Source organism: Amycolatopsis sp. cg5, assembly GCF_041346955.1.
GTDB lineage: Bacteria > Actinomycetota > Actinomycetes > Mycobacteriales > Pseudonocardiaceae > Amycolatopsis.
In genome coordinates this window covers 257,861-283,791 of the sequence record NZ_CP166849.1, presented here as the reverse complement: position 1 = coordinate 283,791, position 25,931 = coordinate 257,861, and the positions used below count along the sequence as shown (strand labels likewise).

26 protein-coding genes are annotated in these 25,931 nt (G+C 69.2%); 3 read left to right on the top strand and 23 right to left on the bottom strand.

The genetic code is table 11. The features are described from left to right. Window positions 1–311: 311 nt before the first annotated feature. The 21 genes from AB5J62_RS01490 to AB5J62_RS01390 all read right to left on the bottom strand — a co-directional run bounded on the left by AB5J62_RS01490 (window position 312) and on the right by AB5J62_RS01390 (window position 20,690). On the bottom strand, window positions 312–878 hold the full coding sequence (locus AB5J62_RS01490; protein WP_370946295.1) for a TlpA family protein disulfide reductase: 567 nt from the start codon (window positions 876–878) through the stop codon (window positions 312–314). Further along, a complete protein-coding gene (locus AB5J62_RS01485; RefSeq protein WP_370946294.1) occupies window positions 875–1,501 on the bottom strand; it encodes a histidine phosphatase family protein in 627 nt (208 codons plus the stop codon). Before AB5J62_RS01485 ends, AB5J62_RS01490 begins: the two co-directional genes overlap by 4 nt. Continuing rightward, the gene (gene hemL / locus AB5J62_RS01480; protein WP_370946293.1) at window positions 1,498–2,802 is read right to left on the bottom strand and encodes a glutamate-1-semialdehyde 2,1-aminomutase; all 1,305 of its coding nucleotides are present in this window, start codon (window positions 2,800–2,802) and stop codon (window positions 1,498–1,500) included. The genes AB5J62_RS01485 and hemL overlap by 4 nt, the downstream gene beginning before the upstream one ends. A 22-nt stretch (window positions 2,803–2,824) precedes the next feature. After that, complete coding sequence (locus AB5J62_RS01475) at window positions 2,825–3,334, bottom strand: hypothetical protein (RefSeq protein WP_370946292.1); 510 nt, start codon at window positions 3,332–3,334, stop codon at window positions 2,825–2,827. A gap of 5 nt (window positions 3,335–3,339) precedes the next feature. Next, complete coding sequence (locus AB5J62_RS01470) at window positions 3,340–4,536, bottom strand: ABC transporter permease (RefSeq protein WP_370946291.1); 1,197 nt, start codon at window positions 4,534–4,536, stop codon at window positions 3,340–3,342. Next, window positions 4,533–5,225, bottom strand: a complete 693-nt coding sequence (locus AB5J62_RS01465) for an ABC transporter ATP-binding protein (protein ID WP_370946290.1) — start codon at window positions 5,223–5,225, stop codon at window positions 4,533–4,535. The genes AB5J62_RS01470 and AB5J62_RS01465 overlap by 4 nt, the downstream gene beginning before the upstream one ends. Continuing rightward, the gene (locus tag AB5J62_RS01460; RefSeq protein WP_370946289.1) at window positions 5,222–6,421 is read right to left on the bottom strand and encodes an efflux RND transporter periplasmic adaptor subunit; all 1,200 of its coding nucleotides are present in this window, start codon (window positions 6,419–6,421) and stop codon (window positions 5,222–5,224) included. The genes AB5J62_RS01465 and AB5J62_RS01460 overlap by 4 nt, the downstream gene beginning before the upstream one ends. Before the next feature lie 79 nt (window positions 6,422–6,500). Beyond that, the gene (locus AB5J62_RS01455; RefSeq protein ID WP_370946288.1) at window positions 6,501–6,872 is read right to left on the bottom strand and encodes a hypothetical protein; all 372 of its coding nucleotides are present in this window, start codon (window positions 6,870–6,872) and stop codon (window positions 6,501–6,503) included. Then, complete coding sequence (locus tag AB5J62_RS01450) at window positions 6,869–7,306, bottom strand: hypothetical protein (RefSeq protein ID WP_370946287.1); 438 nt, start codon at window positions 7,304–7,306, stop codon at window positions 6,869–6,871. Before AB5J62_RS01450 ends, AB5J62_RS01455 begins: the two co-directional genes overlap by 4 nt. Next, window positions 7,303–7,758 carry a hypothetical protein gene (locus tag AB5J62_RS01445; RefSeq protein WP_370946286.1) on the bottom strand — a complete coding sequence of 152 codons (456 nt, stop codon included), beginning with the start codon at window positions 7,756–7,758 and terminating at the stop codon, window positions 7,303–7,305. The genes AB5J62_RS01450 and AB5J62_RS01445 overlap by 4 nt, the downstream gene beginning before the upstream one ends. A 9-nt stretch (window positions 7,759–7,767) precedes the next feature. Continuing rightward, window positions 7,768–8,661, bottom strand: a complete 894-nt coding sequence (locus AB5J62_RS01440; RefSeq protein WP_370946285.1) for an Ldh family oxidoreductase — start codon at window positions 8,659–8,661, stop codon at window positions 7,768–7,770. A gap of 400 nt (window positions 8,662–9,061) precedes the next feature. Beyond that, window positions 9,062–10,666, bottom strand: a complete 1,605-nt coding sequence (locus AB5J62_RS01435) for a transposase (protein ID WP_370946284.1) — start codon at window positions 10,664–10,666, stop codon at window positions 9,062–9,064. Window positions 10,667–10,867: 201 nt separating this feature from the next. After that, complete coding sequence (hemB, locus tag AB5J62_RS01430) at window positions 10,868–11,842, bottom strand: porphobilinogen synthase (protein WP_370946283.1); 975 nt, start codon at window positions 11,840–11,842, stop codon at window positions 10,868–10,870. Window positions 11,843–11,911: 69 nt separating this feature from the next. Next, window positions 11,912–12,328, bottom strand: a complete 417-nt coding sequence (locus AB5J62_RS01425) for a hypothetical protein (protein WP_370946282.1) — start codon at window positions 12,326–12,328, stop codon at window positions 11,912–11,914. A 147-nt stretch (window positions 12,329–12,475) separates the two neighbouring features. Beyond that, window positions 12,476–14,008 (bottom strand): uroporphyrinogen-III synthase, encoded by a 1,533-nt coding sequence (locus tag AB5J62_RS01420; RefSeq protein WP_370946281.1) that lies wholly within the window; start codon window positions 14,006–14,008, stop codon window positions 12,476–12,478. A 58-nt stretch (window positions 14,009–14,066) separates the two neighbouring features. After that, window positions 14,067–15,023: a hydroxymethylbilane synthase gene (hemC, locus tag AB5J62_RS01415; protein ID WP_370946280.1), complete on the bottom strand. Its 957-nt coding sequence runs from the start codon at window positions 15,021–15,023 to the stop codon at window positions 14,067–14,069. After that, window positions 15,020–16,327, bottom strand: coding sequence for a glutamyl-tRNA reductase (locus AB5J62_RS01410; RefSeq protein ID WP_370946279.1), 1,308 nt, complete (start codon window positions 16,325–16,327; stop codon window positions 15,020–15,022). Before AB5J62_RS01410 ends, hemC begins: the two co-directional genes overlap by 4 nt. Further along, on the bottom strand, window positions 16,324–17,115 hold the full coding sequence (locus AB5J62_RS01405) for a redox-sensing transcriptional repressor Rex (RefSeq protein ID WP_370946278.1): 792 nt from the start codon (window positions 17,113–17,115) through the stop codon (window positions 16,324–16,326). Before AB5J62_RS01405 ends, AB5J62_RS01410 begins: the two co-directional genes overlap by 4 nt. Before the next feature lie 258 nt (window positions 17,116–17,373). Further along, on the bottom strand, window positions 17,374–18,924 hold the full coding sequence (locus AB5J62_RS01400) for a molybdopterin-dependent oxidoreductase (RefSeq protein ID WP_370946277.1): 1,551 nt from the start codon (window positions 18,922–18,924) through the stop codon (window positions 17,374–17,376). Window positions 18,925–18,970: 46 nt separating this feature from the next. Beyond that, window positions 18,971–19,216: a glutaredoxin family protein gene (locus AB5J62_RS01395; protein ID WP_370946276.1), complete on the bottom strand. Its 246-nt coding sequence runs from the start codon at window positions 19,214–19,216 to the stop codon at window positions 18,971–18,973. A gap of 4 nt (window positions 19,217–19,220) precedes the next feature. Next, window positions 19,221–20,690, bottom strand: a complete 1,470-nt coding sequence (locus tag AB5J62_RS01390; RefSeq protein WP_370946275.1) for an AMP-binding protein — start codon at window positions 20,688–20,690, stop codon at window positions 19,221–19,223. Window positions 20,691–20,976: 286 nt separating this feature from the next. Between AB5J62_RS01390 and AB5J62_RS01385 the strand changes: the two genes are divergently transcribed. The 3 genes from AB5J62_RS01385 to AB5J62_RS01375 all read left to right on the top strand — a co-directional run bounded on the left by AB5J62_RS01385 (window position 20,977) and on the right by AB5J62_RS01375 (window position 23,707). Continuing rightward, entirely contained in the window at window positions 20,977–21,633 is a 657-nt protein-coding gene (locus AB5J62_RS01385) for a sigma-70 family RNA polymerase sigma factor (RefSeq protein WP_370946274.1), read from the top strand. A gap of 84 nt (window positions 21,634–21,717) precedes the next feature. Then, window positions 21,718–22,731 (top strand): DUF5667 domain-containing protein, encoded by a 1,014-nt coding sequence (locus AB5J62_RS01380; protein ID WP_370946273.1) that lies wholly within the window; start codon window positions 21,718–21,720, stop codon window positions 22,729–22,731. A 73-nt stretch (window positions 22,732–22,804) separates the two neighbouring features. Continuing rightward, window positions 22,805–23,707, top strand: coding sequence for an HAD family hydrolase (locus tag AB5J62_RS01375; RefSeq protein WP_370946272.1), 903 nt, complete (start codon window positions 22,805–22,807; stop codon window positions 23,705–23,707). 83 nt (window positions 23,708–23,790) lie between these two features. Here the strand turns inward: AB5J62_RS01375 and AB5J62_RS01370 are convergent, their stop codons facing one another. Further along, entirely contained in the window at window positions 23,791–24,813 is a 1,023-nt protein-coding gene (locus AB5J62_RS01370) for a lysophospholipid acyltransferase family protein (protein WP_370946271.1), read from the bottom strand. Between the two features lie 41 nt (window positions 24,814–24,854). Next, the gene (locus tag AB5J62_RS01365) at window positions 24,855–25,904 is read right to left on the bottom strand and encodes an NAD-dependent epimerase/dehydratase family protein (RefSeq protein ID WP_370946270.1); all 1,050 of its coding nucleotides are present in this window, start codon (window positions 25,902–25,904) and stop codon (window positions 24,855–24,857) included. Window positions 25,905–25,931 lie beyond the last annotated feature (27 nt).

The window sequence follows — 25,931 nt, the reverse complement described above, 5'->3', positions numbered from 1 at the left end:
AGGGTCTCGACCAAGTCGGCATCGCGGACATGCGAAACCCGATTTCAAGCAATCCAATGGCCCAAACTCGGGTTTCACGAGGAGCGACTTGCCCACAGGCCAGCGGCACCGTGCACGCGTCCACAAAGGACCCAAGTCTTCATTATTTGCACCATTAAGCCACTTTTGTCCGATTACTGGCTGGCTTTTAGAGGTTGTGAGCGCCACCTTCGCGCGATCCGGGGTGGCCGCCGACACAGCTGGTCGTGAAAGCCCGAAAGTGGCTTTCGTCAGATGCGATCTGACGAAAGCCACTTTCGGGCAAAAACGAGCTACTCGGCGGCGAGGGACTTCAGCAGGGGGGTGATGTCCGAGGCCAGGAGTTCGCGCAGGTAGACGGCGGCGACCCGGTGCTGTTTGTCCAGCACGATCGTCGACGGGATCACGTTGCGCGGGTAGCCGGAGAGCTGGAGCAGGGAGCGCCCGGCCGGGTCGTACAGGGACGGGTACGTCAGGCCGCGGTCGCGCATGAAGTCCTGGGCCGCCGAGCGGTCCGGGTCCTTCACGTCGATCCCCAGCAGCTGGACGCCTGAGTCCTTCGTCTCCAGGTAAGCCTTCTCAAGCTCAGGGGCTTCGCTGCGACAAGGGCCGCACCACTGGCCCCACAGGTTGAGCACGACCACTTTGCCGGGGAAGTCGGCGGACGAGAGTTGTTTGCCCTCGTTCATCAGGTCGTCGGCCGACAGCGCGGGTGCTTTCTGGCGCTCGGCGACCGGATACGTGATGTCGACCTTGCCGCCGGGTGCGACGAACGAGAAGCTGCTGCCCTGGGAGACCGCGTCCTTGCCGCCGGTGCAGCCGGCGAGCAGGAACAGGGCGAGCACCAGGACGCGTTTCATGCGCCGGTCACCTTGGGGTCGGTCGCACCCGCGGGCTCGCTGTAGACGATGCGGACCAGCTCTTCGCCCTCGAAGACCAGCGAGGTCAACGAGGCCAGGGAGCACTGGCGCTTGCGGGGGTCGTGCCAGAGGCGCTTGGCCTCCAGGAACCGGCGCAAGGTCCAGATCGGCAGCTGGTGTGACACGCACAGCGCCTCGTGGCCGTCGGCGGCGGCGCGGGCACGGTAGACGGCGCCGAGCATGCGGTGCGCGATCTCGACGTACGGCTCGCCCCAGGACGGGGTGAACGGGTCGCGGAGCTTGCTCCAGTGCTGGGGCTGGCGGAGCGCGCCGTCGCCGACCGCGACGCGCTTGCCCTCGAACTGGTTGTCGGCCTCGATCAGGCGCTCGTCGGTCGCGACGTCGAGGCGGTGCGCGCCGGCGATGGGCGCGGCGGTCTCCTGCGCGCGCTGCAGCGGGGACGCGACGACGTGCACGATGTCGTGGCCGGCGACGGCCTCCGCGACCGTGAGCGCCTGCCGCTGGCCGCGCTCGGACAGCCGGAAACCGGGGAGACGGCCGTAGAGGATCTTCTCGGGGTTGTGGACCTCGCCGTGGCGAAGCATGTGGACGACGGTCGTCATGGCTTCACCGCCGCGGCGGCCGCGCGGGCGGCGGCGGGCAGTGCGTTCTCGATCACTTCGAACCCTTCGTCGTCCAGTGCGGCGTTGACGAACCATGCTTCGTAAGCGCTAGGAGGCGCGTAGACGCCCGCGTCGAGCAGCGCGTGGAAGAACGCCGGGAAGCGCCAGGTCTCGGCAGCCTTCGCGCCTTCGTAGTCGATGACCTCGGACTCGGTGAAGAACACGCTCACCAGGTTGCCAGCGAACTGGACTCGGTGCGTGACACCCGCCTCGGTCAGAGCAGCGCCGAAGAGGTTTCCGAGACGCGAAGCGTTCTCGTTCAGCTTCGCGTAGACCTCGGGGCCGGCCGCGCGCAGAGTCGCGAGCCCGGCAGCGACGGCGACAGGGTTCCCTGACAGCGTGCCCGCTTGATAAACGGGGCCGGACGGCGCGAGCTTGGCCATGACGTCGGCGCGGCCGCCGAACGCCGCGGCGGGCAGGCCGCCGGACATGACCTTGCCGAACGTGTAGAGGTCGCCCGCGACGCCGTCGATGTCGAACCAACCGGCGCGCGAGACGCGGAAGCCGGTCATCACCTCGTCCATGATCAGCAGCGCGTCGTTCTCCCGCGTGATCTCACGCAGGCCCGCGTTGAAGCCGTCGATCGGCGCGACGGCGCCCATGTTGCCCGCGGCCGCTTCGGTGATCACCGCGGCGATCTCGCCCTTGTTGTCCTCGAACGACTTCCGCACCGCGGCGAGGTCGTTGTACGGCAGCACGATCGTGTCCGACGCCTGCGCGCCGGTGACGCCCGGCGAGGTCGGCAGGCCCAGCGTGGCCAGTCCGGAACCGGCTTCGGCGAGCAGCGCGTCGACGTGACCGTGGTAACAGCCGGCGAACTTGATGATCTTCGAGCGGCCGGTGAACCCGCGGGCCAGCCGGATCGCGCTCATCGTGGCCTCGGTGCCGGAGTTGACCAGGCGGACGCGCTCGACGGGCCGCACCCGCGAGATCAGCTCCTCGGCCAGCTCGACCTCGCCGATGGTCGGCGTGCCGAACGACAGCCCCGAGTTCGCCGCGCCCTGCGTGGCCGCGACGACGTCCGGGTGCGCGTGCCCGAGGATCATCGGGCCCCACGACGACACCAGGTCGACGTAGCGGCTGCCGTCGGCGTCCCACAGGTACGGGCCCTGGCCGCGCACCATGAACCGGGGCGTGCCGCCGACCGAGTTGAACGCCCTGACCGGGGAGTTGACCCCGCCAGGCGTGGCAGCCTTCGCCCGCTCGAACCATGCCTTGGACTGATCGACTTCAGAAGTCACCCGGCCAGTCTCGCAAACCCGGTCAGCCTCCGGAGCGGGCGGGCTGCTGGGTGATGGACTGCGCCTGGACCTTGCCGTCCGCGCCGGCCTGCCCCTGGACGAGCACGGTCGCGCCGGTCTTCAGGTCGGTCAGCTTGCCGGGCTGGGTCACGTTCACCGTCGTGGAGTCCGAAGTGGACACCGCGACCTCCGCGCCCTGCATGGTCTTCACGTAGACGGTCGTGCCGTCGACGCGTTCGACGGTGCCCGCCGTGCCGCCGCGGCCGAAGCCGCCCTGACGCCCTTGGCCACCGGGCGTCTGGGCTTGACCGGTCGGCCGCGCCTGCCCGCCACCGCCCCGCGCCGGCGTCGAGGACCCCGCCAGCGCGGAGTGCGTCCAGGCGCCGCCGCCGAACGCGACCGCGATCACGAGTATCCCGCCGAGGATGAGCGTGGCCTTGCCGAACGGCTTGGCCACCGCCTTCATCTCCTGGTCCAGGTCACCGGTGACGGCCGGGCTGGCGACGATTTCTTCCGGAGTGGGTTGGGTCATGGCTCCTACTCGTGCCTGAGAGCGTCGATCGGCCGCAGCGAAGCGGCCCGATTCGCGGGGTAACTACCGAAGAACAGCCCGATGAGCGCGGAAACCGCGAAGGCGAGCACGATCGACGACGGCACCACGACCGGGGTGATCCCGGCGATGGTGAACCGGCTGCCGAGCACGCCGATCGCGACGCCGAGCAGCCCGCCGAAGAGGCTGAGCATGGTCGCCTCGGCGAGGAACTGGCCGAGGATCGCCGACTTCGGCGCCCCGATCGCCTTGCGGATGCCGATCTCCCTGATCCGCTCGGTGACCGTGACCAGCATGATGTTGGTGACCCCGATCCCGCCTACCAGCAGCGAGATCGCGGCCACCGCGGCCAGCAGCACCGTGAACGTCTCCGTCGCCGAAGTACGTGTCGCCAGCAGCTGCTCGGAGTTCTGGATCTGGAAGTCCGGGTTGCGCCCGGCGACGACGCCGTGGCGCGCGTTGAGGATCGCCGTCACCTCGGCCTGCGCGAGCGAGACCGAGTCGGCCGTGGTCGCCTGCACCGCGATCTGGTTGAGGTTCCCGTAGCCGGTCAGCGAGTTCTGCACGGCCGTGAGCGGCGCGATGGCGACGTCGTCCGCGTTCTGCAGCCCGGTCGCGCCCTTCGCCTGCAGCACGCCGATCACGGTGAACTGGATGCTGTTGAGCAGCACGCGCTGTCCCACCGGGTCGGTGGTGCCGAAGATCGACTGGGCCGCGGTCGGCCCGAGCACGACCACCTTGCGCGCGGCCGTCACGTCCTCGGCGGTGAACAGCGCGCCGCTCGCGACGGCCCGGTTCGTCGTGGTGAAGTACGCGGGCTCGGTGCCGGTGACCGACGACAGGTCGTAGGTCGTCTGCCCGAAGGTCGCGGTCGCGGAGGTACTCACGACCGGCGAAGCGGCTTTGACGTCCGGCGCGCCGATCGGGTCGACCAGCGCGTGCGCGTCCTGCGTCGTCAGCGGCCGCGCCGCCGAACCCTGCCCGCGCGCCGGCGCGACGTTGAGCACGTTGGTGCCGAGCCCTTGGATGCTGGCCGTGATCGACGCCGAGGCGCCGTTGCCGACCGCGACCAGCAGGATCACCGCGGCGACGCCGATGGTGATGCCGAGCGTGGTCAGCGCCGAGCGCAGCTTGTTCGCGGTCAGCCCGCGGACCGCGAAGCGCATGATCTCCAGGAAGTTCACGCGACGCCTGCCAGCAGATCCGAGACGATCACGCCGTCGCTGACCCGGATCACCCGGTGCGCGTGCTCGGCGACCTCGTCCTCGTGCGTGATCACCACGACCGTGCGGCCCAGCGCGTTGAGCCGGTCGAACACGCCGAGCACCTCGGCGGTGCTGGCCCGGTCGAGGTTGCCGGTCGGCTCGTCGGCGAGCAGCATCGCGGGCCCGGTGACGAGCGCGCGGGCGACCGCGACGCGTTGCTGCTGACCGCCGGAAAGCTCACTGGGCAGGTGTTTCGCGCGATCAGACAGGCCGACCATCTCCAACGCGGCCAAGGCACGTTCCCGCCGGGCGGCACGCCGGAGCCCCGCGTACACCAGTGGAAGTTCCACATTGGACAGTGCGGAGGTGCGCGGCACGAGGTTGAACGACTGGAAGATGAAGCCGATCTTCCTGTTGCGCAGCAAGGAAAGCTGACGCTCGTTGAGTTCACTGACCGGGAAGCCGTCGAGTTCGTACTCCCCCGAAGTCGGCACGTCGAGGCAGCCGAGCATGTTCAGCAGCGTCGACTTTCCGGAGCCGGACGCACCCATGATCGCGACGTATTCGCCTGGCATCACCGCGAGATCGACGCCCCGCAGCGCGTGCACGGCCGTGTCGCCCGCGCCGTATGTCTTACGCAGTCCCGAAACCGCGATGACCGGCCTCATCCTCGGCCACCGGTTCCGCCTGGCACGCCGCCTGCCGGGCGCTGGCCGCCGTTGCCGCCGAAGCCACCCGTGCCACCGAATCCGCCGGTGCGCCCGTTGTTCGTCGCGCCGGGCGACGCCGCGGTGACGACCACGCGATCGCCCTCGGTCAGCCCGGACTTGACCTCCACAGTGGACTCGCCGCGCACGCCGAGCTGAATGGTCTTGGTCGACGTCTGCCCCGCGGCGTCCTCGACCACGACCGTGCTCACGTTCCCGGCCGTCGTCACGGCAGCCGCCGGCACACTCAGCACGTCGTCGGCCTCGGCGACGGTGATCACGACGCTCGCGGACTGTCCCGGCCGCAAGCCTTCGGGCGGGCTGGTGAGGGCGAGCTGAGTGCCATACGCCACAACGTTTCCGCTGGCCGTCGGGGTCAGGTCGATCTTGCTGACGGTGGCCTGGACGGGCGCGTTCGGCAGCGCGTTGATGGTCACGGTCGCCTTCTGGCCCGCCTTGACCTTCGAGGCGTCGATTTCGGCGACGGAGGTGTTGACCACCAGGTTCGACATGTCGGTGATCGTGATGAACGCGCTGCTACTGCTGCTGCTCGACGAGGAGTTGCTCGACGACTGGCCGTTGTTGCCCGAGCCGGAGCCCGCGCCCGAGGTCGCCTGCTGCTGGCTGCCGGACGATCCGACCTGCTGCCCCACGGTCCCGTTGATCGCGGTGACCGTGCCGGAGCCCGGCGAGGTCAGCACGGTGGCGTTGACGGCGTTCTGCGCGGTCTCGACGTCCAGCTGGGCCTGGTCGACCTTGGCCTGCAACGCGGTCGTGCTCTGGCCGTTGGACGTGTCCGCGTCGGCCAGGTTCTCGTTCGCCACCGCGAGGTTGGCCTTCGCGACCTGCAGCTGCTTGCTCGCGGTCGCGCTGTCGACGGTCGCGAGCTTCTGGCCCGTGCTGACCAGATCGCCGACCGAGACGCTGATCGAGGTGACCTTGCCGGAGGTGCCGAAGTTCGCCGAACCGCTGTACCCGCTCGCGATCGTGCCCGCCGCGGAGACGGTCTCGGTGACCGTCCCGCGCTGGACCGGCGAGCTGCGGGTCTGAGCCTGCGCGGTATTCGTGGCCGGGGTGAATGCCTGATATATCCCGAAAGCCGCCGCCCCGAGCAGGACGACGAGTACCCCGTTGACGACCAAAGTCCGACGTTTCACGGGCGCAACAGTCGACCCGCCCGCTGTCGGTTTGCTAGGGGTTCCCTGTGAGTCAGCTGTGAGATCGTTGTTGAATAGGTCAGCGGCGCGAAGCGCCTCCGTTGAGGGTGGTGGTGGGAGACGGGCGGGCCTTGCGGTGCCGCGCGCGGATGGACAGCGAGAGCTGGCGAACGGCGTCAACCAGCAACAACACGGACAAAATGCCGAGCCCGAGCGCGCCGGCGAGCCAGTTGCCGAACCAGCGGGTGGACACCAGGCGGGCGCCGTCGGTGCTGATCACCGTCAGGTCGGTGTGCGCGTGGCCCCAGCACACGAACCCGAGCCAGATGAGCACCGCGGCGATGACGACTTCGCCGAGCGCGACGAGCGCGCGCACCGGCCGGTGCAGCGGCGCCAGCTCGTCCGGCTGCTGCCAGAGGTCGGAGCCGGTCGGCTGGGGAAGGTCGATCACGAGGAGCCCCTCACTTCGTTGAGCGCGTCACGCAGTGCTTCGACGTCCTTGGCCCATGCCAGCACCACGGTGCCGTCGTCGAGCCGGATCGGCAACTCGTCGTACTTGCGCGGCACCGTCCAGCCGCCGCCGAGCACCCGAGCGCCGACCGGTGTGCCGACGTCGTCGAGTTCCTTGATCTGGCCGATCGGCAACGACTCGCGGCCTTGCCACAGCTCCAGCCTGGTGACGCGCACGGTCAGATAGCGCCGCCGCGCGTACGCCCACGGCAGCGTGATGAGCGCCAGGCCGAGCCCGACGCCGATCCAGGTCAGGCCGTGCCTCGGCCCGCCCCCGATCAGCTCGGTCAGATAGCCGACGATCGCGAAGACCGGTCCCCAGATGAGCGCGAGCCAGCTCACGCCCTGCTCGCTGTAGCGGTCTCCGTCGCTCATGGCAGCTGACGGCCGACCTTCGGGAAGTACGGCTGCACCTTCGGCAGGTACATCAGCAGCAGCGCGATCAGCCCGAACAGCGGCCCGAACAGGAACGCGGCCCCGGTGCGCTTGAACAGGATCAGGAAGAGCGCTTCCGCTATCAGCAGCCCGGTCAGCACCGTGCGCGCCGAGCGGGTGCCCTCGCGTGCCTTGTAGGCGAACAGCACGAACAGGCAACCCATGACGACCGCCCCGATCAGCATCGCCAGCAGGAAGTACGTGGCCCCATTGGCGATCTTGTCGACCGTGGCCTTGGGGTCGGCGTTGTTCTTCACCTGCTCGTCGATGAAGTGCTGCCGGAGCACGAACAGGCTCACGAACGCCGCGACCGTGAACACCGCCGCGACGACCCACAGCCAGAACGAAACCTTCACCTCGGTCGGCGTGGCCTGCTCGGTCTCTTCAGTCACCCGGGCAGCTTAATTGGTCGGCGGCGGCCGGAGCCCGAGCCGACCGGCCAGCGTGGCGAGGTCGCGCTGCGTCCGCCCGTCGAGCGGCACCCCGAGCGCCCGGCACTGCTCGGCGTGCTCGGCCTCCGGCCAGCCCGGATACCGGATCGGCACATCGCTTTCCCAGCCCAGCACGCTGCCGAACAACGCGCTCGCGGCCCGGTAGAACCCGTCCGCGCTGCGCAACGCCGTCGGCGCGATGGCCAGCGCCATCAGCCCGGTGTCGTGGTCGTGGTCGTCGACCCCCGACAACAGACCGGCGAACACCTCCACCATCAACGTCAGCCCGCCTGCCTGCGCGGTCGAGTCCAGGTCGAACACGAACGACGGATACGCGCCGGCAGGCGCCGCGACCCCGAGCGGATTGACGCACTCGCGGGCGCTCCCGGTGGCCATGACCATGCCGATCATGCCCTGCGAAAGCGCGCGGGCGGCATGGAAACCGGCCCGGCCGAACGGGCTCACCCCGCGCAGCGAGACGAGCCCGACCCCGTTGCGCGAAGCCCTGGCGACGGCCCGGTCCATGGCGTGGCTGACGGCCCACAGGCCGAGCCCGTGCCGGTAGTCGATCAGCGCGGCGGCGCCCCGGTCGGCGATGACCAGCGGTTCCGGGTCCGGCGCGATGAGGCCCTGCTCGAACATCGGCAGGTAGGTGCGGGTGAGGTTCACGATCCCGTGCTCCGGCTGGCCGACGAGGTCGCCGTAACACAGCGCCTCGGCGGCACACCTGGCCTGCAGCGGCCCGACGCCGTACGCGGCGAAGACCTCCGCCGCGAAGCCGATCAGCGAGTCGACATCGACTCGCGTGCGCGCCTGCTCGGGAATTTCGAAGCTCTGCGGTTTGGTTCGAGGTCTGAGAGGCACTTAACCGAGAGTGATGATCGTTGTCGTTGCTGTCAACGAACCCGGCGACGTCCCACCGGAAGAGGTGATTCCCCCATCCGGCGGTAACGAACCCCGAAAACGCATGTACGCCAACGGTTTAAGGACTCGCAAGTGACGCGGCTTCGGCGGATGCGGAACAAACGGGGCTCTTGTCACGCTCAGCGGAATGAACGTGGCTTATGTGTGGTGGCTGGAACCGCGCGAGGGCGGCCGTGCCATAGAGAGCGCTTCAAGCGTCCCCGCGTACTCGGAACCGCCACGGGCGGGTCGAGCGAGTGGAAGGATTTCTGCATCTAAGAGCCTGTTGCTTTTTGCTGTTGTGGTGTCTTCGGCATCGTCCGGTCTCTGGCTTGGCCACCGGGCCGGGCCGGGGTGGGGTTCAGGTGGTGCGGATCTGGGCGGTGGTGATGCCCTTGGTCCAGAGTTTGAGCAGGTTGGTGACTGCGGCGGCGAGGGAGAGTTCGGCTTGGGCGGCGGTGAGTCCTCGGCGGGCGAAGCGGGTGAGCCCGCGGCGGTCTTTGAGCCAGGCGTTGGGTGCTTCGATCATCGCGCCGCGTCGTCGGTAGAGGGTCACGCCTTCTGCGGTGCGTAGCCGGTGGTTCATCTTCTCCCGCGCGGTGGCGTTCTTGGGTGGGTCGCCGGTGGCCGGGTCGGTGGCGGCTCGAGTGTTCACGGTGCGGCCTTTGGCATCGGCGATGAGACGGTCCGGGCCCGCGGTCTCAAGGTTGGCGGTCGAGTCGTAGCCGGCGTCGCCGATCATCACGCCGACGGTGAGGTCACCGCGGCCGGTGCGCCGGGCCAGCTTCCCGGCGGTGGCGAGGACATCATCGGCGGTGGGCACGAACTGGTCGAGGTCGTTGGTGTCCTGGGTGGCGCGGGCGGACACGAGGAATTCGTCGTCGCTGACCGCGGTCTGGCAGTTGTAGCCCTGGACCCAGCCGTTGCGGGTCTTGAGCAGCCGTGATTGCGGGTCGGTCGTGTTCGCCACGAACTTGTCGGTCTGCGTCTGGGATTTCGCGGTGGCGGCGGCCTGTTCAGCGCGGGAGAGCGCGGCCTCATAGGCGGCGCGGGCCCGCCGGACCCTGCTGTGATCCTCCGGCGGCACCGCTGCTTTCCCCGACGGGCGGCGCCCGCCGCCGGATCGCATCTGGGCGTGCCAGGCCTCCCAGCGGGACACCGCTGTGGCTCGCTCCCGGTCCAGGCGTGCTCGGGCCACCGCGACCCGGTCCGCGCCTCGCGGCGGGGCCCCGCCACGGGTGAGGCCGGCGGCGACCGCGGCGTCATAGGCCCGCGCGATCTCAGCCCGCCCCTCGCCGGCCTGCTCGGCCGCGTCGCGACGGGACTGGATCTGCTCCAGCGCGGCCGTGATCCGTTCACCGCGACGGGTGCGGTCACGCAGGTCCGGTGGTGGTTCGTCGCCGCGCCGGTCGGCGCCGAAGCGGGCGTCGTCGGCCGCGTCGGTCTGCGCGGTCTCCTCAACGAACTTCTCGGCCAGTTTCCGCAGGTGAGCCTCGGTGCGGTTGGCGTCCTTACTCGCGTTGGCGGCGATCTTGGTGCCGTCGAACGCGACCACCCCCAGCGACACCATCCCCAGTTCGGCGGCCAGCACCAGCGACTCGGTCAGCAGATCCGTCAGCGCCGCCTCGTGACGCTGGCGGAACCGGGCCAGCACCGTGTGATCCGGGATGTCCTGCGCGCAGATGATCCGGAACGCCACATCGGTCAGGCACAACCGCTCGATCCGCCGCGACGAGGACACCCCATGCGCCATCGCATACACGAACAACGTCAGCAGCATCTCCGGGTCATACCCACGCCGCCCGACCCCACCACGCTTCGCCGTCGCGTGAAACGCCGACGTGTCCAGCCGCCCCACCACCGCGATCACGAACCACACCAGATGATCATCCGGCAACCAGTCCGCCATCGACGGCGGCAACAGAAACTCCTGCTCACGATCAACCGGCCGATAATCCCTTGCCACACAACAATTATCCCAAGTTGCCACACGTGCAACAAGATCATCAAGCCATGTCGAGCCAGTTCAAAAAGCAACAGGCTCCTAACGGAGCAAATCTTCCACTCGCGCCGCCCCAGACGCGTACTGCTCAACAAGGGCGGCCCTTGACACGCTAGAGGTGACAAAGGCGACCCTTGTTACCTCAGCGGGTCCGGGCTGTTTATCTCAGTCGTTCAGCCAGGCGGTGGCTTCGGCGGCCCAGTAGGACAGGATGACGTCGGCGCCCGCACGGCGGATCGAGGTGAGCACCTCGAGGATCGTGCGCTCGCGGTCGAGCCAGCCGTTGGCCGCGGCGGCCTCGACCATCGCGTACTCGCCCGAGATGTTGTACGCCGCCACGGGAACCGACGAGATCTCGGCAGCGGCGCGCACAACGTCCAAATAGGACAGTGCGGGCTTGACCATGACCATGTCGGCGCCCTCGGCGATGTCCAGCTCGATCTCGCGCAGCGCTTCGCGCGCGTTGCCGCTGTCCTGCTGGTACGTCTTGCGGTCGCCCTTGAGCTGCGAGTTCACCGCCTCGCGGAACGGGCCGAAGAACGCGCTCGCGTACTTCGCCGAGTAGGCGAGGATGCCGACGTCGGTGTGCCCGGTCTGGTCGAGCGCGCGGCGGATGACGCCGACCTGGCCGTCCATCATGCCGCTGGGGCCGACCATGTGCGCGCCTGCTTCCGCCTGCGCGACGGCCATCTCGGCGTACACGCGCAGGGTGGCGTCGTTGTCGACGTTGCCGTCCACGTCGAGCACACCGCAGTGGCCGTGGTCGGTGAACTCGTCGAGACAGGTGTCGGCCATCAGCACGGTCTCGTCGCCGAGTTCGGCTCGCAGGTCGCGCAGCGCGACGTTGAGGATGCCGTTCTCGTCGATGCCGCCGGAGCCGGTGGCGTCGTGCTTTTCGGGGACACCGAAGATCATCAGTCCGCCGACACCGCCACGGACGGCGGCCACGGCGGACTTGCGGAGTGAGTCACGGGTGTGCTGGACGACACCCGGCATGCTCGCGATGGGGCGCGGTTCGGTCGCGCCCTCGGCCACGAACATCGGCAGGATCAGCTGACGGGGCCTCAACGTGGTTTCCCCCACCAGCCTGCGCATGGCCGGGGTTACACGGAGTCTGCGGGGACGATGTTCTGGGAACACTCCCCCAAGGTTACGCCTGCCCTGACGGGCCCCTTCCACCAAGCCGGACTAGGCGGAAGGGGCCGTGACTCAGCGAACCGGCACGCTCACCTTGTTGCACGAGGATGGCGGATTGGTGCACGCGGAAACGGCCAGCGAAGCGGGTCCGATCTCCTCGGATGTGAGCACGAACTGCTTGGACTGGCCGTTGGACTGCAGCGTCCAGTTCTGGTTGCCCAGCCAGCCACCCAGCTCCAGCTTGCCGACCAGAAACTGTTCCGGCGGCGTGGTGTCGGTCAGCCGGACCACGATCCGCGCCCGGTTCTGGCCGGAGAGGTACTCGACGGTGCCGTCGACGCGCTGCGCGTCGCACCCGAGCGGGCTGCAGACAGAGAACGGGGTCACCGCCTCCTGCGCCGCCGACGCGGTGCCCGCGAAACCGAGTAATCCGAATGCCGCGGCACCGGTCGCCGCGGTGATACGGGCAGCACGAGAAATGGGTTTCACAATCACTCCCCAGTGACGATTCCTGGTGTGTTTCACCAGGAAGAGAGCCAGGTTAGCGCCATATCCGACGGCTCAGGAACAGCTTTCAGCCAGCGCTGAAACGCAAAAAGGCCGCCTTCGAAAAGGCGGCCTTTTTGCGAATCACATTCAGCTACGGCGTGCGCGCTTCGCCTTGCGAGGCGGCGGCAGCGCACCCTCGGCGCGCAGGCGAGCGGCGTGCTCGGCCAGCGCGTCGACCAGGTGCGGGATGTCGGCCTTCTCCGGCTGGACGTCCACGCGGAGCCCGAACTCGACCGCGGTCTCCGCGGTCTTCGGGCCGATGCACGCGACCAGCGTGCGGGTGTGCGGCTTGCCTGCGATGCCGACGAGGTTCCGCACGGTCGACGACGAGGTGAAGCAGACCGCGTCGAAACCGCCGGTCTTGATCATCTCGCGGGTCTCGGCTGGCGGCGGGGCGGCACGGACGGTCCGGTACGCCGTCACGTCGTCGATCTCCCAGCCACGGTCGCGCAGACCGGCCGACAGGGTCTCGGTGGCGATGTCGGCGCGCGGCAGCAGCACGCGGTCGACCGGGTCCAGCACGTCGTCGTACGGCGGGAACTCGGCCAGCAGGCCCTCCGACGACTGCTCGCCGGTCGGCACCAGCTCGGGGATGATGCCGAACGAGCGCACCTTGGCCGCGGTCGACTCGCCGACGCAGGCGATCTTCACGCCGGAGAACGCGCGCGCGTCGAGGCCGAACTCCTCGAACTTCTCCCACACCGCGCGGACCGCGTTGGTGGAGGTGAAGACGATCCACTGGTAGCGGCCGTCGACGAGGCCCTTGACCGAGCGCTCCATCTGGGCCGGGCTGCGGGGCGGCTCGACCGAGATGGTCGGCACCTCGTGCGACGTGGCGCCGTGGCCGCGAAGCCGCTCCGCCATCTCGCCTGCCTGCTCCTTGGTGCGCGGCACCAGCACCTTCCAGCCGTACAGCGCGCGCGACTCCCACCACGACAGCTTGGAGCGCTGCCCGGCCGCCTGGCCGATGGTGACGATCAGCGGGCCGACGAGCTCACCGGCGTCCTGCGACACCGACTGCAGCGTGGTGTCGAGGGTGCGCTGGGTGTTGATGGTGCCGTTGGAGGTCACCGCGACCGGGGTCGACGACGGCAGGCCGTGCTCGACCAGCTGCGACGCGGCCTCGGCCAGGTGGCTCGAGGTGGCGTTCAGCACGATCGGACCGGCCGACTTGGCCAGCGCGGCCCAGTCGATCTCCTCGCGCACATCGACCTCGACGTGGGTGCCGCCGAGCGCGACACCGGCGTAGGCCGGGACGGCCGCGCCGGGCGAGACGCCCGGGATGATGTCGAAGACCGCGCTGGTGCGGGACACGGCCTGCACCTCGGCGACCACGGCGGGCTGGGTCAGCGGGTCACCGGCGATGAGCCGGAGCACCAGGCGGCCTGCCTTGGCCTCGTTGGTCAGGTCCTTCGCAACCTCGGTCGGCTCACCGACGGCCGGGCGGACCTCGGCCTCGGCGCTGGCGAAGGCCAGCACACCGGCGGGTACGTCCGGGTCGGTCACCACGACCTCGGCCTTGGCGAGCAGCTCCTGGGCGCGGACGGTCAGCAGACCGGCGTCACCAGGGCCCGAGCCCACGAAGGCGACACGCCCTGTGGTCTTACGCGCGGGGGTCATCGTTTGCGTTTCTCCTCGTAAGCGGCCGTAGTCCATCCCGGCCGGATCTTTCAGCGTCTTACTGGGTGGTGCGACCGGGTCCGGAGAGCGCTCCGGCTCCCAGGTCCAGCAGCTCGGCGGCCAGCGTCCGGCCGAGCTCTACCGCTTCAGTCTTTTCCGCGAGCGCGGAGGCTCGCAGCATGTCCACCGCTCCACCCTCGAACTCGGCGGCAGCGGTGCCGCGCAGCGAAATCCGTTCGATGACCGCGCCCTCGGCGTCCAGGTCCTCGACGACTTCCGCCAAAGCCCCGACCGGGGCACTGCAGCCCGCCTCGAGCGCCGCCAGCAGCGAACGCTCGGCGGCAACGGCCACCCTGGTCGTTTCATCGTCCAATGTGGACCGAAGCAGGTGCTCGGTGTCCACATCGGCCGACCGGCATTCGACCGCCAGCGCACCCTGCGCCGGCGCGGGAAGCATCTGGATCGGGTCGAGCGTCTCGGTGATCGCGTCGCCGCGGCCGATCCGCACCAGTCCGGCACGGGCGAGGACCACGGCATCCAGCTCGCCGCTCGTGACCTTGCCCATGCGGGTGTCAATGTTGCCGCGAATCGGCACGATTTCCAAACCGAGGCCCAGCGCCTGCAGCTGCGCGGTGCGCCGGGGGGACCCGGTGCCCACTGTGGACCCCGGCGGCAGCTCACCGAGAGTGAGACCGTCACGGGCGATCAGCGCGTCGCGCGGGTCCTCGCGCGGCGGCACGGCGGCGAGCGAAATGCCCTCGTGCGGCGCGGTCGGCAAGTCCTTGTAGGAGTGGACGATCACGTCGACGTCGCCAGCCAGCAGCGCGTCGCGCAGCGCGGAGGTGAACACCCCGACCCCGATCGTGGGAATCGGCGCGCTCGAAACATCACCGGGCGTGGTCACGGTGACGAGTTCGACTTCGGCGCCGGTCGCGCGCAGTGCGTCCGCGACCGTTCCGGTCTGCGCGAGTGCGAGCTTGCTCCCGCGCGTCCCGATCTTGATTACTCGGCTCACTTGTCTTCTTCCGGGATTGCTGTGGGGCTGGCGACCGCGGCCGGGGCCTGCGGATCGAGACAGAACAGCTCACGCAGCGCGTTGGCGTAATCGGTGTCGGCCGTCTCGGCGGCCAGCTGCTTGACCCGCACGGTCGGCGCGTGGAGCAGCTTGTCGACCACGCGGCGCACCGTGCGGCCCACTTCTTCGCGTACCGCGACGTCCATGTCGGGCAGGCGGTTGTCCAGGCGGAGCAGCTCGGCGTCGACCACCTCGGCCGCACGGCGCCGCAGCGCGGTGACCGTCGGGGTGACCTCGGCGCTGCGCTGACCGGCGAGGTACTCGCGCACCTCGTCGAGCACGATCCCGGCGGCGCGCGCCTTCTGCTTCTCCGTGGTCGGGGTGCCTGCCTCGCGCATGCGGCGCTGGACGGTCTCGAGGTCGACCAGCGTCACACCGGCGACGGTCGTCACGGCCGGATCCACGTCGCGCGGCAGCCCGAGGTCGCAGATGACGACCGGCTTGGTGCGCGCGGCGAGGTGCCGGACGGTCACGACCGCGTCCTGCGAGCCGGTGCACGCGACGACGACGTCGGCCATCGCGACGGCAGCGGCGAGCTCGCTCATCGGCATCGCGGTCGCCGGCACGCCGTTCTCGGTGATCGACGCGGCGAGGCGCTCGGCGTTGACCTGGGTGCGGTTGACGACGGTGATCCCGCCGACGCCCGCCTTGCGCAGGTGCGAACCGGACAGCGCGCCCATCGAACCGGCGCCGACGATCAGCGCGTGCGCGCCGGTCAGGTCACCGGCCGCGGCCAAGGATTCCGAGACGACTGAGGCACCTAGTGCGTCAAGTCCGGTCTCGGTGTGGACGCGCTTGCCGACGCGCAGCGTGGTCTGGATCAGCTCGTGCAGCGTCCGGCCGACGGTGCCCGCCTCGCGAGCCTCCGCGTAGGACGAACGCACCTGGCCGAGGATCTGGGTCTCGCCGACGACCATCGAGTCCAGTCCGGACGCGACGTTGAAGATGTGCTCGACGGCGGCGCCCGCGTAGTGCACGTACAGGCTGTCGTAAAGCTCGGCCTGGTCCATCCCGGCCTGCGCGGCCAGCACGTCCGTGACGTCGTTGAGTCCGCCGTGGAAGGTTTCGACGACCGCGTAGACCTCGGTGCGGTTGCAGGTCGAGACGAGCATGACCTCGCTGACGTGCGGCGCCTGCTGCAGCTGGTGCAGCACCTTGCCCTGGTTGTGCGACGCGATGGCCGCGCGTTCGAGTGTGGTCAGTTCGGCGCTGCGGTGGGACAGGCCGACAGCAAGAATGCTCATGTCTGGATCACGTACCCGTTCCCGGTTCCGTTCGCTCCGAGTTCCGCGTCGGCCCGCCGTGCCACGTGGAAGGACAGGATCTGCAACTCGACGGCCAGGTCGACCTTGCGTACCTCTATATGCGACGGCACTTGAAGCACGACTGGGGCGAAGTTGAGGATGCACTGCACGCCGCCCGCGACCAAGCGGTCGCAGACGGACTGCGCGGCGGTCGGTGGGGTGGCGATGACGCCGATGGAGATCTCCCGCTCCGCGCACACCGCGGCGATGTCCTCGAGGTGCGAGACCGGGATGCCGCCGACCGGGATGCCGATCAGGTCGGGGTCGAGGTCGAACAGCGCCTCGACCGGGAAGCCGCGGCCGGGGAACCCGCCGTAGTTGGCCAGCGCGTGGCCGAGGTTACCGATCCCGACGACGGCGACCTTGTGCTTGCGGGTCAGCCCGAGTATCCGTTCGATCTCCTCGATGAGCACGCTGACCTCGTAGCCGACGCCACGCGTGCCGTAGGAACCGAGGTACGAGAGGTCTTTGCGCAGCTTGGCGGAGTTGACTCCAGCAGCTTGGGACAGCTCCTCGCTGGCGACCGTGGTCGCGCCCTGGTCCGACATCCCGGAGAGGACCCGCAGGTAGACGGCCAGCCTGGCGACGGCGGCCTCGGGGATCGAGCGGGCGCGCACCGGGTCGGCGTCGACGGTCACCGCGGGCATCTCGGCGGTCGGCGCGTTGTCCGCGTCCGGCGTGCCGGCGGCCACCGCGGCCCCGTTGCGCCGGCCTCGCTGTGACACCACGCGGTTCTCCTCACCGAAAACGCAAAAACTGACTCTTGACCCGGCGAGCGTCTTCCGGTTCGATCCGGGCGCCGCACGGGGCCGACGCGTCTACGGTAGCCACTTGTGAACGCAGGCACAAAGTCACAGGTCGGCGGCATGACGAACGCCACGCAGGGGTCGTGAGCCTGGGCGTCAGCTCTTTGTTGAATTAATTGTCAGCCACCCGAAAGCGAGGTCACGCGCGAAAGAACGCCGACAGGCGCGACGTGCCGCGGCTCAGCGGGCGTCGAGCGAGACGGAATGCCAGCCGGTGGCGCCGTCGGGGACGACGTCGGCGCGGGCTTCGGTCTGGGTGTAGCCGGTCTGGTCGGTCGCCCGGACGAACAGCTGATGCGTCCCCTTCGGCACGTCCACGTCGAGCCACCACATGCGCCAGGCGTCCTTGGTGACCTCGCCTGAGAGCATGGCCTGCTGCCAGGCGCCCTGGTTCAGCCTGACCTCGACGCGCTCGATGCCGGTGTGCTGCGCCCACGCGATGCCGGACACGCGCAGCCGGCCGGTGCCCACCTGCGCGAACCCGCTCGGGCGGTCGATGCGCGACTCCGTCTTGATCGGCCCGAACTGGCCCCAGCCGCGCTTTAGCCAGTACGCCTGACGCTCGGACCAGGTAGTCAGCTCCAGGTCGGTGACCCACTTCGTGGCCGACACGTACCCGTACAGCCCCGGCACCACGAGCCGCGCCGGGAAGCCGTGCTCGACGGCCAGCGGCTCGTCGTTCATGCCGATGGCGAGCATCGCGCCGCGATTCGGGTCCAGCACGATCGGCACCGGTGTGCCCGCGGTCCAGCCGTCGACACTGGTCGAGAACAGCTGCTCGGCTCCCGGCTTCACGCCTGCCTCGTTGAGCAGGTCGGCCAGGTCGACGCCGATGAACTTGCCGGTGGAGATCAGGTTTCCGCCGACCTCGTTCGACACGCAGGTCAGCGTCACCACCCGCTCCACGAGCGGCCGGTTGCGGATGTCCGCGTAGGAGAAGGTGATCTCCCTATCCACCATCCCGTGGATCTTCAGGCTCCAATCCTCGATGCGTACCTGCGGCACCACGAGCGCGGTGTCGATCTTGTAGAACTGCTCGGGCGCCATGGTCAGGAACCGCGGCGTGCCGAACTTGGCGAAGTCCGCGTCGGCCGGGATCGGCGGCGCGGTGCGCGCGGCGACGAGCTTGCCGACGGTCGCGCGCGAACCCTCGGCGTCCTTGGCGGCGCCGATCGACTGACCGGCCAGCCCCGCCACGCCGGCGCCGACCGCGACTCCGGCGCCGGTGATCAGGAACTTCCGCCGGGTCGTGCCTTCCGCAGGCTCGGCGTAGGTCTGCGGCAGCAAGATCCGATGCAGCCAAGTGAACACCCCGACACCGACAAGAACGCTCACGAACGGCGCAAGGATCGCCAGCTGCCCCAGATCGGGCCTGCTCAGCACGGCCGCGATGCCCGCGACGCCGAACAGCCCGACGATGATCTGCCCGGCCAGCGGCTTGCGCCGGGAGAGTACGCCCGCCAGGCACGCCGCCAGCAGCATCACCAGCGCCATGCCGGTCAGCAGCACGGCCTTGTCCGCCGTGCCGAACGTGTCGACGGCCCAGGTCTTCACCGGCAGCGGAGTCAGGTCGATAGCCGCGTTGCCGACCGCGAGGTACGGCGACGCGTTCAACCCGACGAAAGCCGCGACAAGATGCCCGGCGGCCAACGCCGAGACCGCGGCCAGCACACCGGCCAGCGCGCCGAGCGGGATCGGCAAGAGCCGGGTCTTGGTCTTCAGATCACTCACACTCCCATCTTCGGAGCGGAGCGCCGTCCCGGTTGGCCGAAGCGCCTTACGGCTCGCTTACGAGACTCTTTCGAAGCCTGGGCTCATCGACGGACCAGTAGCTGTGCTCGTCACCGTCGACCAGGATCACCGGGACCCGGTCGCCGTACTCGGCACGCCATTCCGGGTCGCTGTCGACGTCGGCCGTCGTCCACTCGACGCCGAGCTCGGCGCAGATCCGCGCGACGTCCTCCTCCGCCTTGACGCAGGCGGAACAGCCTTCCCGGCTCATCACCGTCACCTGGTGCGACATGGTTTCAGCGTAGCTTGATCCGGCGCAGCTTCCCGGTCGACGAGTGCGGCAGTTCGTCGACGAATTCGACGATCCTCGGCACCTTGTACCCGGCGACCTTGGCCGCGCAGTGGTCGATCACCTGCTGCTCGGACAGCGCGACGCCCGCCGCGGGCACGACGACGGCCTTGACCGCCTCGCCGGTGCGCTCGTCGACGACACCGACCACGGCGGCCTCGGTGACCTCCGGCAGCTCGTTGATGATGTTCTCGACCTCGGTCGGGTAGACGTTGAAGCCGTTGACGATGATCAGGTCGTTCGCCCGGTCGACCAGGTGCAGGTCGCCGTCGGTGTCGAGATAGCCGACGTCGCCGGTGCGGAACCAGCCCTCGTCGTCCGGCCCGTGGTCGCCGTCGGGCCAGTACCCGGAGAACAGGTTCGCGCCGCGGATCGACACCAGGCCGGTGCCGGAGCCGTCTTCGAACGGGTCGTCCTCGTCTTCGGGCAGCTCCGGCTTGCCGTCGCTGTCGACCAGCCGCAGCTCGATGCCGGGCAGCGGCCTGCCGACCGAGCCGGGCTTCGGGTAGCCGGTGACCAGCGTGGACGTGACGACCGGCGCGCATTCGGTGAGGCCGTAGCCCTCGAACACGCCGAGCCCGGTCGCCTGGCGGATCGCGGCGAGCACCTTGGGGTGCAGCGGCGCGGCGCCCGAAGTGAGCCTGCGCACGGTCGCCAGGCCGGTGGCGAGGTCCTCGGCAGGCAGCGCGGCGAACTCGCTGTACATGGTCGGGACGCCCGCGATCGCGGTCACCCGGTGCGTCGCGCAGTCCGCGAGCGTGCGCTGCGCCTCGAAGCGCTCGGCGAACACCACGGTCGCGCCGACCGAGATGGCGGTCAGCAGGCCGGGGCCGAGCCCGTAGACGTGGAACAGCGGGATGGTGATCAGGATCCGGTCGGCCCACTCCAGCGTGCCGGGCCCGGCCTGCAGCACCTGGTCGACGTTCGCGCGCAGCGCGCGGTGCGACAGCATCACGCCGCGTGGCGGGCCGGTGGTGCCGGAGGTGTACGAGATGACCGCGATGTCCTCGCCGGTGCGGCCGACGTCGACCGGCTCACCAGGCTCGACACCGGGAGCGACGGAGGAAACTTCGTCGGGCAGTCCGTCAACTGGCTCACGCTCGACGACGAGCTTCGCGCCGCTGTGTTCGAGCAGCTGGAGCAGCTCCGGGCCGGGCGCCTGCGGCGAGATCGGGACGACGATCGCGCCCGCACGCAGCGCGGCGAAGAACGAGACCGCGAAGTCCGGTGAGGTCGGCAGCCGCAGCGCGACCCGGTCGCCCGGCTCGACACCGGCCGCGATCAGCCGCGCGGCCAGCCCGTTCGCGGCGGCGTCGAACTGTGCCCAGGTGAGCGTGCCGCCGGTACCCGTCTCGATGAGCGCGACATCGTCCGGCCAGTTGTCCCCGGCGTGGGCAAGCAGCTGCGAGACGCTCAAATCGACTCCCGTGGTTCGGCGTGAGGGACCGTTGCCAGTTTGTCATCTCCTCCCCCGTCATGGGGATACACGCGCTTCGTCGCACCTCCGCAAGCTGGACAGCACTACCTACTTCCCGGTAACAACACGTATGCTGCCGAAACGGACCCGCGTGTCATTCGTCACGCAGGGTCAAGAAGGGAGTCACCGTGACCGCTGTTGACGAAGCAGTCCGCACAGGTCAAGACTCCCTGCGGGGATTCGGGGGCGTTGACTACTGTGGCGAGCCCGCCGGAGGTGCCTCGAGATGAGCCTGCAAGTCGCCGCGATGCGTGGACCCGCCGCACTGGTGGCCGGGCACATCATCAGGCGTTCTGCTGCCAAGGCCACCCCGAAGAAGGATCCGGAACTCGCGAAAACGGAAGCGTGGGAACTCGTCACGGCCGCCCAGAAGGGCGACTCCGGCGCGTTCGGCCTGCTCTACGACCGCTACGTCGACGTGGTCTACCGCTACGTGCTGTTCCGGCTCGGTGACCGCGACCTGGCCGAGGACGTCACCAGCGAGACGTTCCTGCGCGCGCTGCGGCGCATCACCTCGGTCAGCTACCAGGGCCGTGACGTCGGCGCGTGGTTCGTCACCATCGCGCGCAACCTGATCCTCGACCACGTGAAGTCCAGCCGGTTCCGGCTGGAGGTGGTGACCGACGAGGTCACCGAGCCGACAGTGCAGGGCCAGCCGGGCCCGGAGCAGGAAGCGATCACCCGCGCGACCAGGACCGAGCTGCTCAAATGCGTTGCCGAACTGGGCGATGACCAGCGCGAATGCATCATCCTGCGGTTCATGCAGGGCCTGTCGGTCGCCGAGACCGCGCAGATCATGCGCCGCAACGAAGGCGCCATCAAGGCGTTGCAGCACCGTGCCGTCCGCAGGCTCGCCCAGCTGCTGCCCAACGGCATTCGTTAACTCCCTTTATCTACTTTCCAGTAGCCGTAACTCCGGGGTGTTCCGGATCGTTCTCATTCCGACTGTGCCGGTGATGGAGTCGGAGTGCGGGACTTGAGACGTGAGCGCGAAGAGAGCGAAAGGTTCGCTCGCGCCCTCGACGACCCCGCCGAAGCCGGTGACTTCGGCGCCGAACTCGCGGTGATCGGCGGCCTCCGCTCGCTCGGCGCGGCAGGCGCGCCCGACGCGGAGACCAAGCGCCGCATCCGCGCGGAGATCGTCGGCCGCCTCGCGCCACCCGACGAGGAGCCGGAGCCGGAACACGCGCCGCGGATGATGACCCGCGTGCTCGTGGCCGCGGCGACGGTCGGCATCGCGCTCGGCGGGCTGAGCATGGTCATGTCGAAGGACGCTCTGCCTGGCGACGCGCTCTACACCATGAAGCTCGCGGGTGAGCAGGCCGAGCTCGGGCTCACCTTCGGCGAGCAGGAGAAGGCCGAGAAGCACCTCGAGTTCGCCACCAACCGCCTCAACGAGCTGTCCAGGCTCACTCCCGCCACCCCCGCCTTCCAAGAGGGCCTCGCCGACTTCGAGAGCGAAGCACGCCAAGGCGTCACGCAGCTGACCGCGTTCGCGACGGCCAACGGCGGCCAGGTGCTGCTGACGCAGCTGCGGGACTGGGCACGGCAGCACACGGGCAGGCTCGCCGCGGCCGATCCGACGCTGATGAAGGTCGAGCAGCGGGCGACGGACCTGTCGGGGCGGCTGAACTGCTATCAGATCACCACCGGGCTGGCCGACGAACTCGGCATGCTGCCCGCGACCGGCGTCTGCGAACCGGCACCGTCGAAGCCACCACCAGACCCCGGCCAGCCCGAGCAGACGCCGACCGTGCCGACCTCGGTGCTGACGTCCACCAGTTCGCCGTCGTCCGGCGTGGCACGCCCGACGAGCGCGAGCGCGCCCCCGTCCGGCACCGCGGTGAAGCCGCCACCGGTCGTCCCGCCGCCGATCCTGCCGACCCAGTTCCCGCCGCTGCCGATACCGACGACAAGTCAGCCACCGTTGATCTCGCTGCCACCCTTGTTGCCGGGCTTGCCTCCTATCATCATTCCCTAGGCTTGACGCGAGGCCGGTTCCGTGGTCGCTACTCTGTGCACAGGACCGGTTCTTCCGACCTGAGGCGGTGTGCGTGTCATCTTGGCGTGGCAAGGACAAGAGTCAGGAACTCGAACGGCTCGCCACTCTCGCGGGCGAGGCGTCGGCTGAAGCTGCCGTCGCGATGGAAGCCGCCGAGCTGGCGCTGCCCCCCACCCCGCCGGCGCCGCCGGACCTGACGGCCGCCGCCTTCTTCGACGTCGACAACACCATGATGATGGGCGCGTCGATCTTCTACTTCGCGCGCGGCCTCGCCGCGCGCAAGTTCTTCACCACCGCCGATCTCGCCGGTTTCATGTGGCAGCAGGTGAAATTCCGCGTCGGCGGCCGCGAGAACAAGGAAGACATCAAGACCCACCGCGAGCAGGCACTGTCCTTTGTGGCCGGTCGTACGGTCGCCGAGCTGACCGAGATCAGCGAAGAGATCTACGACGAGCTGATGGCCGACAAGATCTGGTCCGGCACCCGCGCGCTCGCCCAGATGCACCTCGACGCGGGCCAGCGTGTGTGGCTCGTCACCGCGACCCCGATCGAACTCGCGGCCATCATCTCCCGCCGCCTCGGCCTCACCGGCGCGCTCGGCACGGTCGCCGAGACCGAGAACGGTGTCTACACGGGACGCCTCGTCGGCGACCTGCTCCACGGCCGCGCCAAGGCGCACGCCGTCCGCGCGCTCGCCTCCCGCGAGGGCCTGAACCTGCGCCGCTGCACGGCCTACTCCGACTCCCAGAACGACGTCCCGATGCTCTCGGCGGTCGGCACGGCGGTCGCCGTCAACCCCGACGCGGGCCTGCGCGACGTCGCCCGCGCCCGCGGCTGGGAGATCCGCGACTTCCGCACCGGCCGCAAGGCAGCGAAGATCGGCGTGCCCTCCGTACTCGGCGCCGGAGCCGTCGCGGGCGCGGTCGCCGCCGGCCTCGCCTACCGTCGCCGCTGACCCGGACCTGGTAAAAGCCCGAAAGCCACTTTCGTCAGATCACATCTGCCGAAAGTGGCTTTCGGGCTTTTCTCGCTAGGGGGTCAGCCGCGGAAAATGCCCTGGCGCTGGGAAAGGCGCCGGTAGAGCGTCTGCTGGATCGACTCGCGCACCTGGTCGGTCAGGTTGAAGACCAGCATCGGGTCCTCTTCGGCGCCCGGGTAGTACGAGTCGGTCTGGATGGGTTCGCCGAACTCGATGGTCCACTTCGTCGGCAGCGGGATCGCGCCGAGCGGGCCGAAGAGCGGGAACAGCGGGGTGATCGGGAAGTACGGCAGCCCGAGCATGCGCGCGAGCACCTTCACGTCCCCGATCTTCGGGTAGATCTCCTCGGCGCCGACGACCGACACCGGGATGATCGGCACGCCGGTGCGCAGCGCGGCCGAGACGAAGCCGCCGCGTCCGAAGCGCTGGAGCTTGTAGCGGGCCGAGAACGGCTTGCCGATGCCCTTGAAGCCTTCCGGCCACACGCCGACCAGTTCGCCCTTGGAGAGCAGGCGTTCGGCGTCGGCGTTGCAGGCGAGTGTCTGGCCGATGCGGCGGGCGAACGATCCGATGAACGGCACTTTGAAGACCAGATCGGCGCCGAGGCCACGCATGTGGCGGTGCTTCGGGTGTTCGTCGTGGACGGCGACGGCGGTCATCAGCGCGTCGATCGGCAAGGTGCCCGAGTGGTTGGACACGAGCAGCGCGCCGCCGTCGACCGGCAGGTTGTGCACGCCGTAAGTCGTTACGCGGAACCATTTTTGGTACAGCGCGCGCAGTGGCGGGAGCATCAGCGTCTCGGTGAGCTCGGCGTCGAAGCCGAACTCGTCGACGGTGTAGGCGCCCGTCAGCCTGCTGCGCACGAACGCGATCGCCTCCGCCAGCGCCTCGGGCAGCTCGGAGACCTCCGGCTGCCGCACCGGCGCGGCCGCCGGGGTCGGGAAGTTGACGACCGGGGCTTGGAGCAGCCGTTCAGCCTCATCCGCTTCGGCGAGCTTCTCCGCGGGCACCTCGACGGTGTCCCTCGGCTTCTCTCTCCCCGGTCCGTGCAGCGGGATGACCTGTGCTTCGGCACTGCTCACGTTGTCCGCCTCGCTTTCCTTGTGCGGGTCTCGCTCGGGTTTCACCGCGTGGCCGACTGACCGGTCGCCGCCGCGGTCATCACTTTGCCCGCCAGTCCCGCCAGCAGGCCCCCGTCCAGGACGGGCCTGATGCCCCGGCCCTGGATGTAGTCGTCGAACGCCTCGCGCGTCGTCCAGCGCGGGGTGTAGCCGAACTCCTTCTTGAGCCGTGTGGTGTCCACCACTCGCCCGAAGTTCAGCAGTCGTACCTGGTCGGCCGAGAAGTCGACGACGCGAGCGCCGCGCAGCACCTTCCCCACCGACGGGAGCACACCGCGCGGCATCGGCAGTTCGAGCCTGCCCGCGCGGCGGATCATCTGCGACAGCGTCATCACGCCGTCGGAGCCGACGTTGAACACGCCCGGCTTGTCGTGCACGGTCGCCAGCTCGAGCACGGACAGCGCGTCCGCCGAGTGCAGGAGCTGGATGCGGGCGTCGAACCCGAACACCGTCGGGACCACCGGCAAGGCGAAGTACCTCGCGAGCACGGTGTCGACCTCGGGCCCGATGAGGTTGATGAAACGGGCCATGGTGACAGTGATATCCGGCCTGCGCCGAGTTAAACCTCGTACGTAGCCTTCCATCTCCACGGCGTCCTTGGCGTAGCCGCTGGAGTCCGCCGGGATGAGCTCTGAATCCTCGGTGAACACGGCCTGCGAACGCGAGCTCGCGCCGTACACGGCCGCGGTGGACTTGACCACCAGCTTGCGCACCAGCGGCGAGCGCTGGCACGCGGCCAGCAGGCGCATGGTGCCGATGACGTTGACTTCCTTGATCGCCATCCGGCGGCTGGGACCCGCCGGATGCGCGGTCGTCGACGCGTGCACCACCGTGTCGACCTTGGCGCTGCTGATCACCTTCGCGATCAGCGGATTACGAATGTCCGCACGCACGAATTCGGCGTGCCCCATCCGCTGCAGCACGGATTTCGCCGGCGGCGTGGTGTCCACGCCGATCACGCGCTCGAAGTCGGGGTTGTTGCCGAGCCTGGCCAGCAGTTTTCCGCCCAGCTCCCCACCGACCCCGGTCACGAGCACGATGTTGGACGGCATGAGTCTCCCTACGGCGATTAGGGCTTT

Excerpts from the sequence above, each read along its gene's own strand:
- AB5J62_RS01490 (WP_370946295.1), bottom strand. The coding sequence starts at position 878 with ATGAAACGCGTCCTGGTGCTCGCCCTGTTCCTGCTCGCCGGCTGCACC.
- AB5J62_RS01485 (WP_370946294.1), bottom strand. The coding sequence starts at position 1,501 with ATGACGACCGTCGTCCACATGCTTCGCCACGGCGAGGTCCACAACCCC.
- AB5J62_RS01475 (WP_370946292.1), bottom strand. The coding sequence starts at position 3,334 with ATGACCCAACCCACTCCGGAAGAAATCGTCGCCAGCCCGGCCGTCACC.
- AB5J62_RS01465 (WP_370946290.1), bottom strand. The coding sequence starts at position 5,225 with ATGAGGCCGGTCATCGCGGTTTCGGGACTGCGTAAGACATACGGCGCG.
- AB5J62_RS01450 (WP_370946287.1), bottom strand. The coding sequence starts at position 7,306 with ATGAGCGACGGAGACCGCTACAGCGAGCAGGGCGTGAGCTGGCTCGCG.
- AB5J62_RS01420 (WP_370946281.1), bottom strand. The coding sequence starts at position 14,008 with ATGACCCCCGCGCGTAAGACCACAGGGCGTGTCGCCTTCGTGGGCTCG.
- AB5J62_RS01410 (WP_370946279.1), bottom strand. The coding sequence starts at position 16,327 with ATGAGCATTCTTGCTGTCGGCCTGTCCCACCGCAGCGCCGAACTGACC.
- AB5J62_RS01395 (WP_370946276.1), bottom strand. The coding sequence starts at position 19,216 with ATGTCGCACCAGGTGACGGTGATGAGCCGGGAAGGCTGTTCCGCCTGC.
- AB5J62_RS01385 (WP_370946274.1), top strand. The coding sequence starts at position 20,977 with ATGAGCCTGCAAGTCGCCGCGATGCGTGGACCCGCCGCACTGGTGGCC.
- AB5J62_RS01365 (WP_370946270.1), bottom strand. The coding sequence starts at position 25,904 with ATGCCGTCCAACATCGTGCTCGTGACCGGGGTCGGTGGGGAGCTGGGC.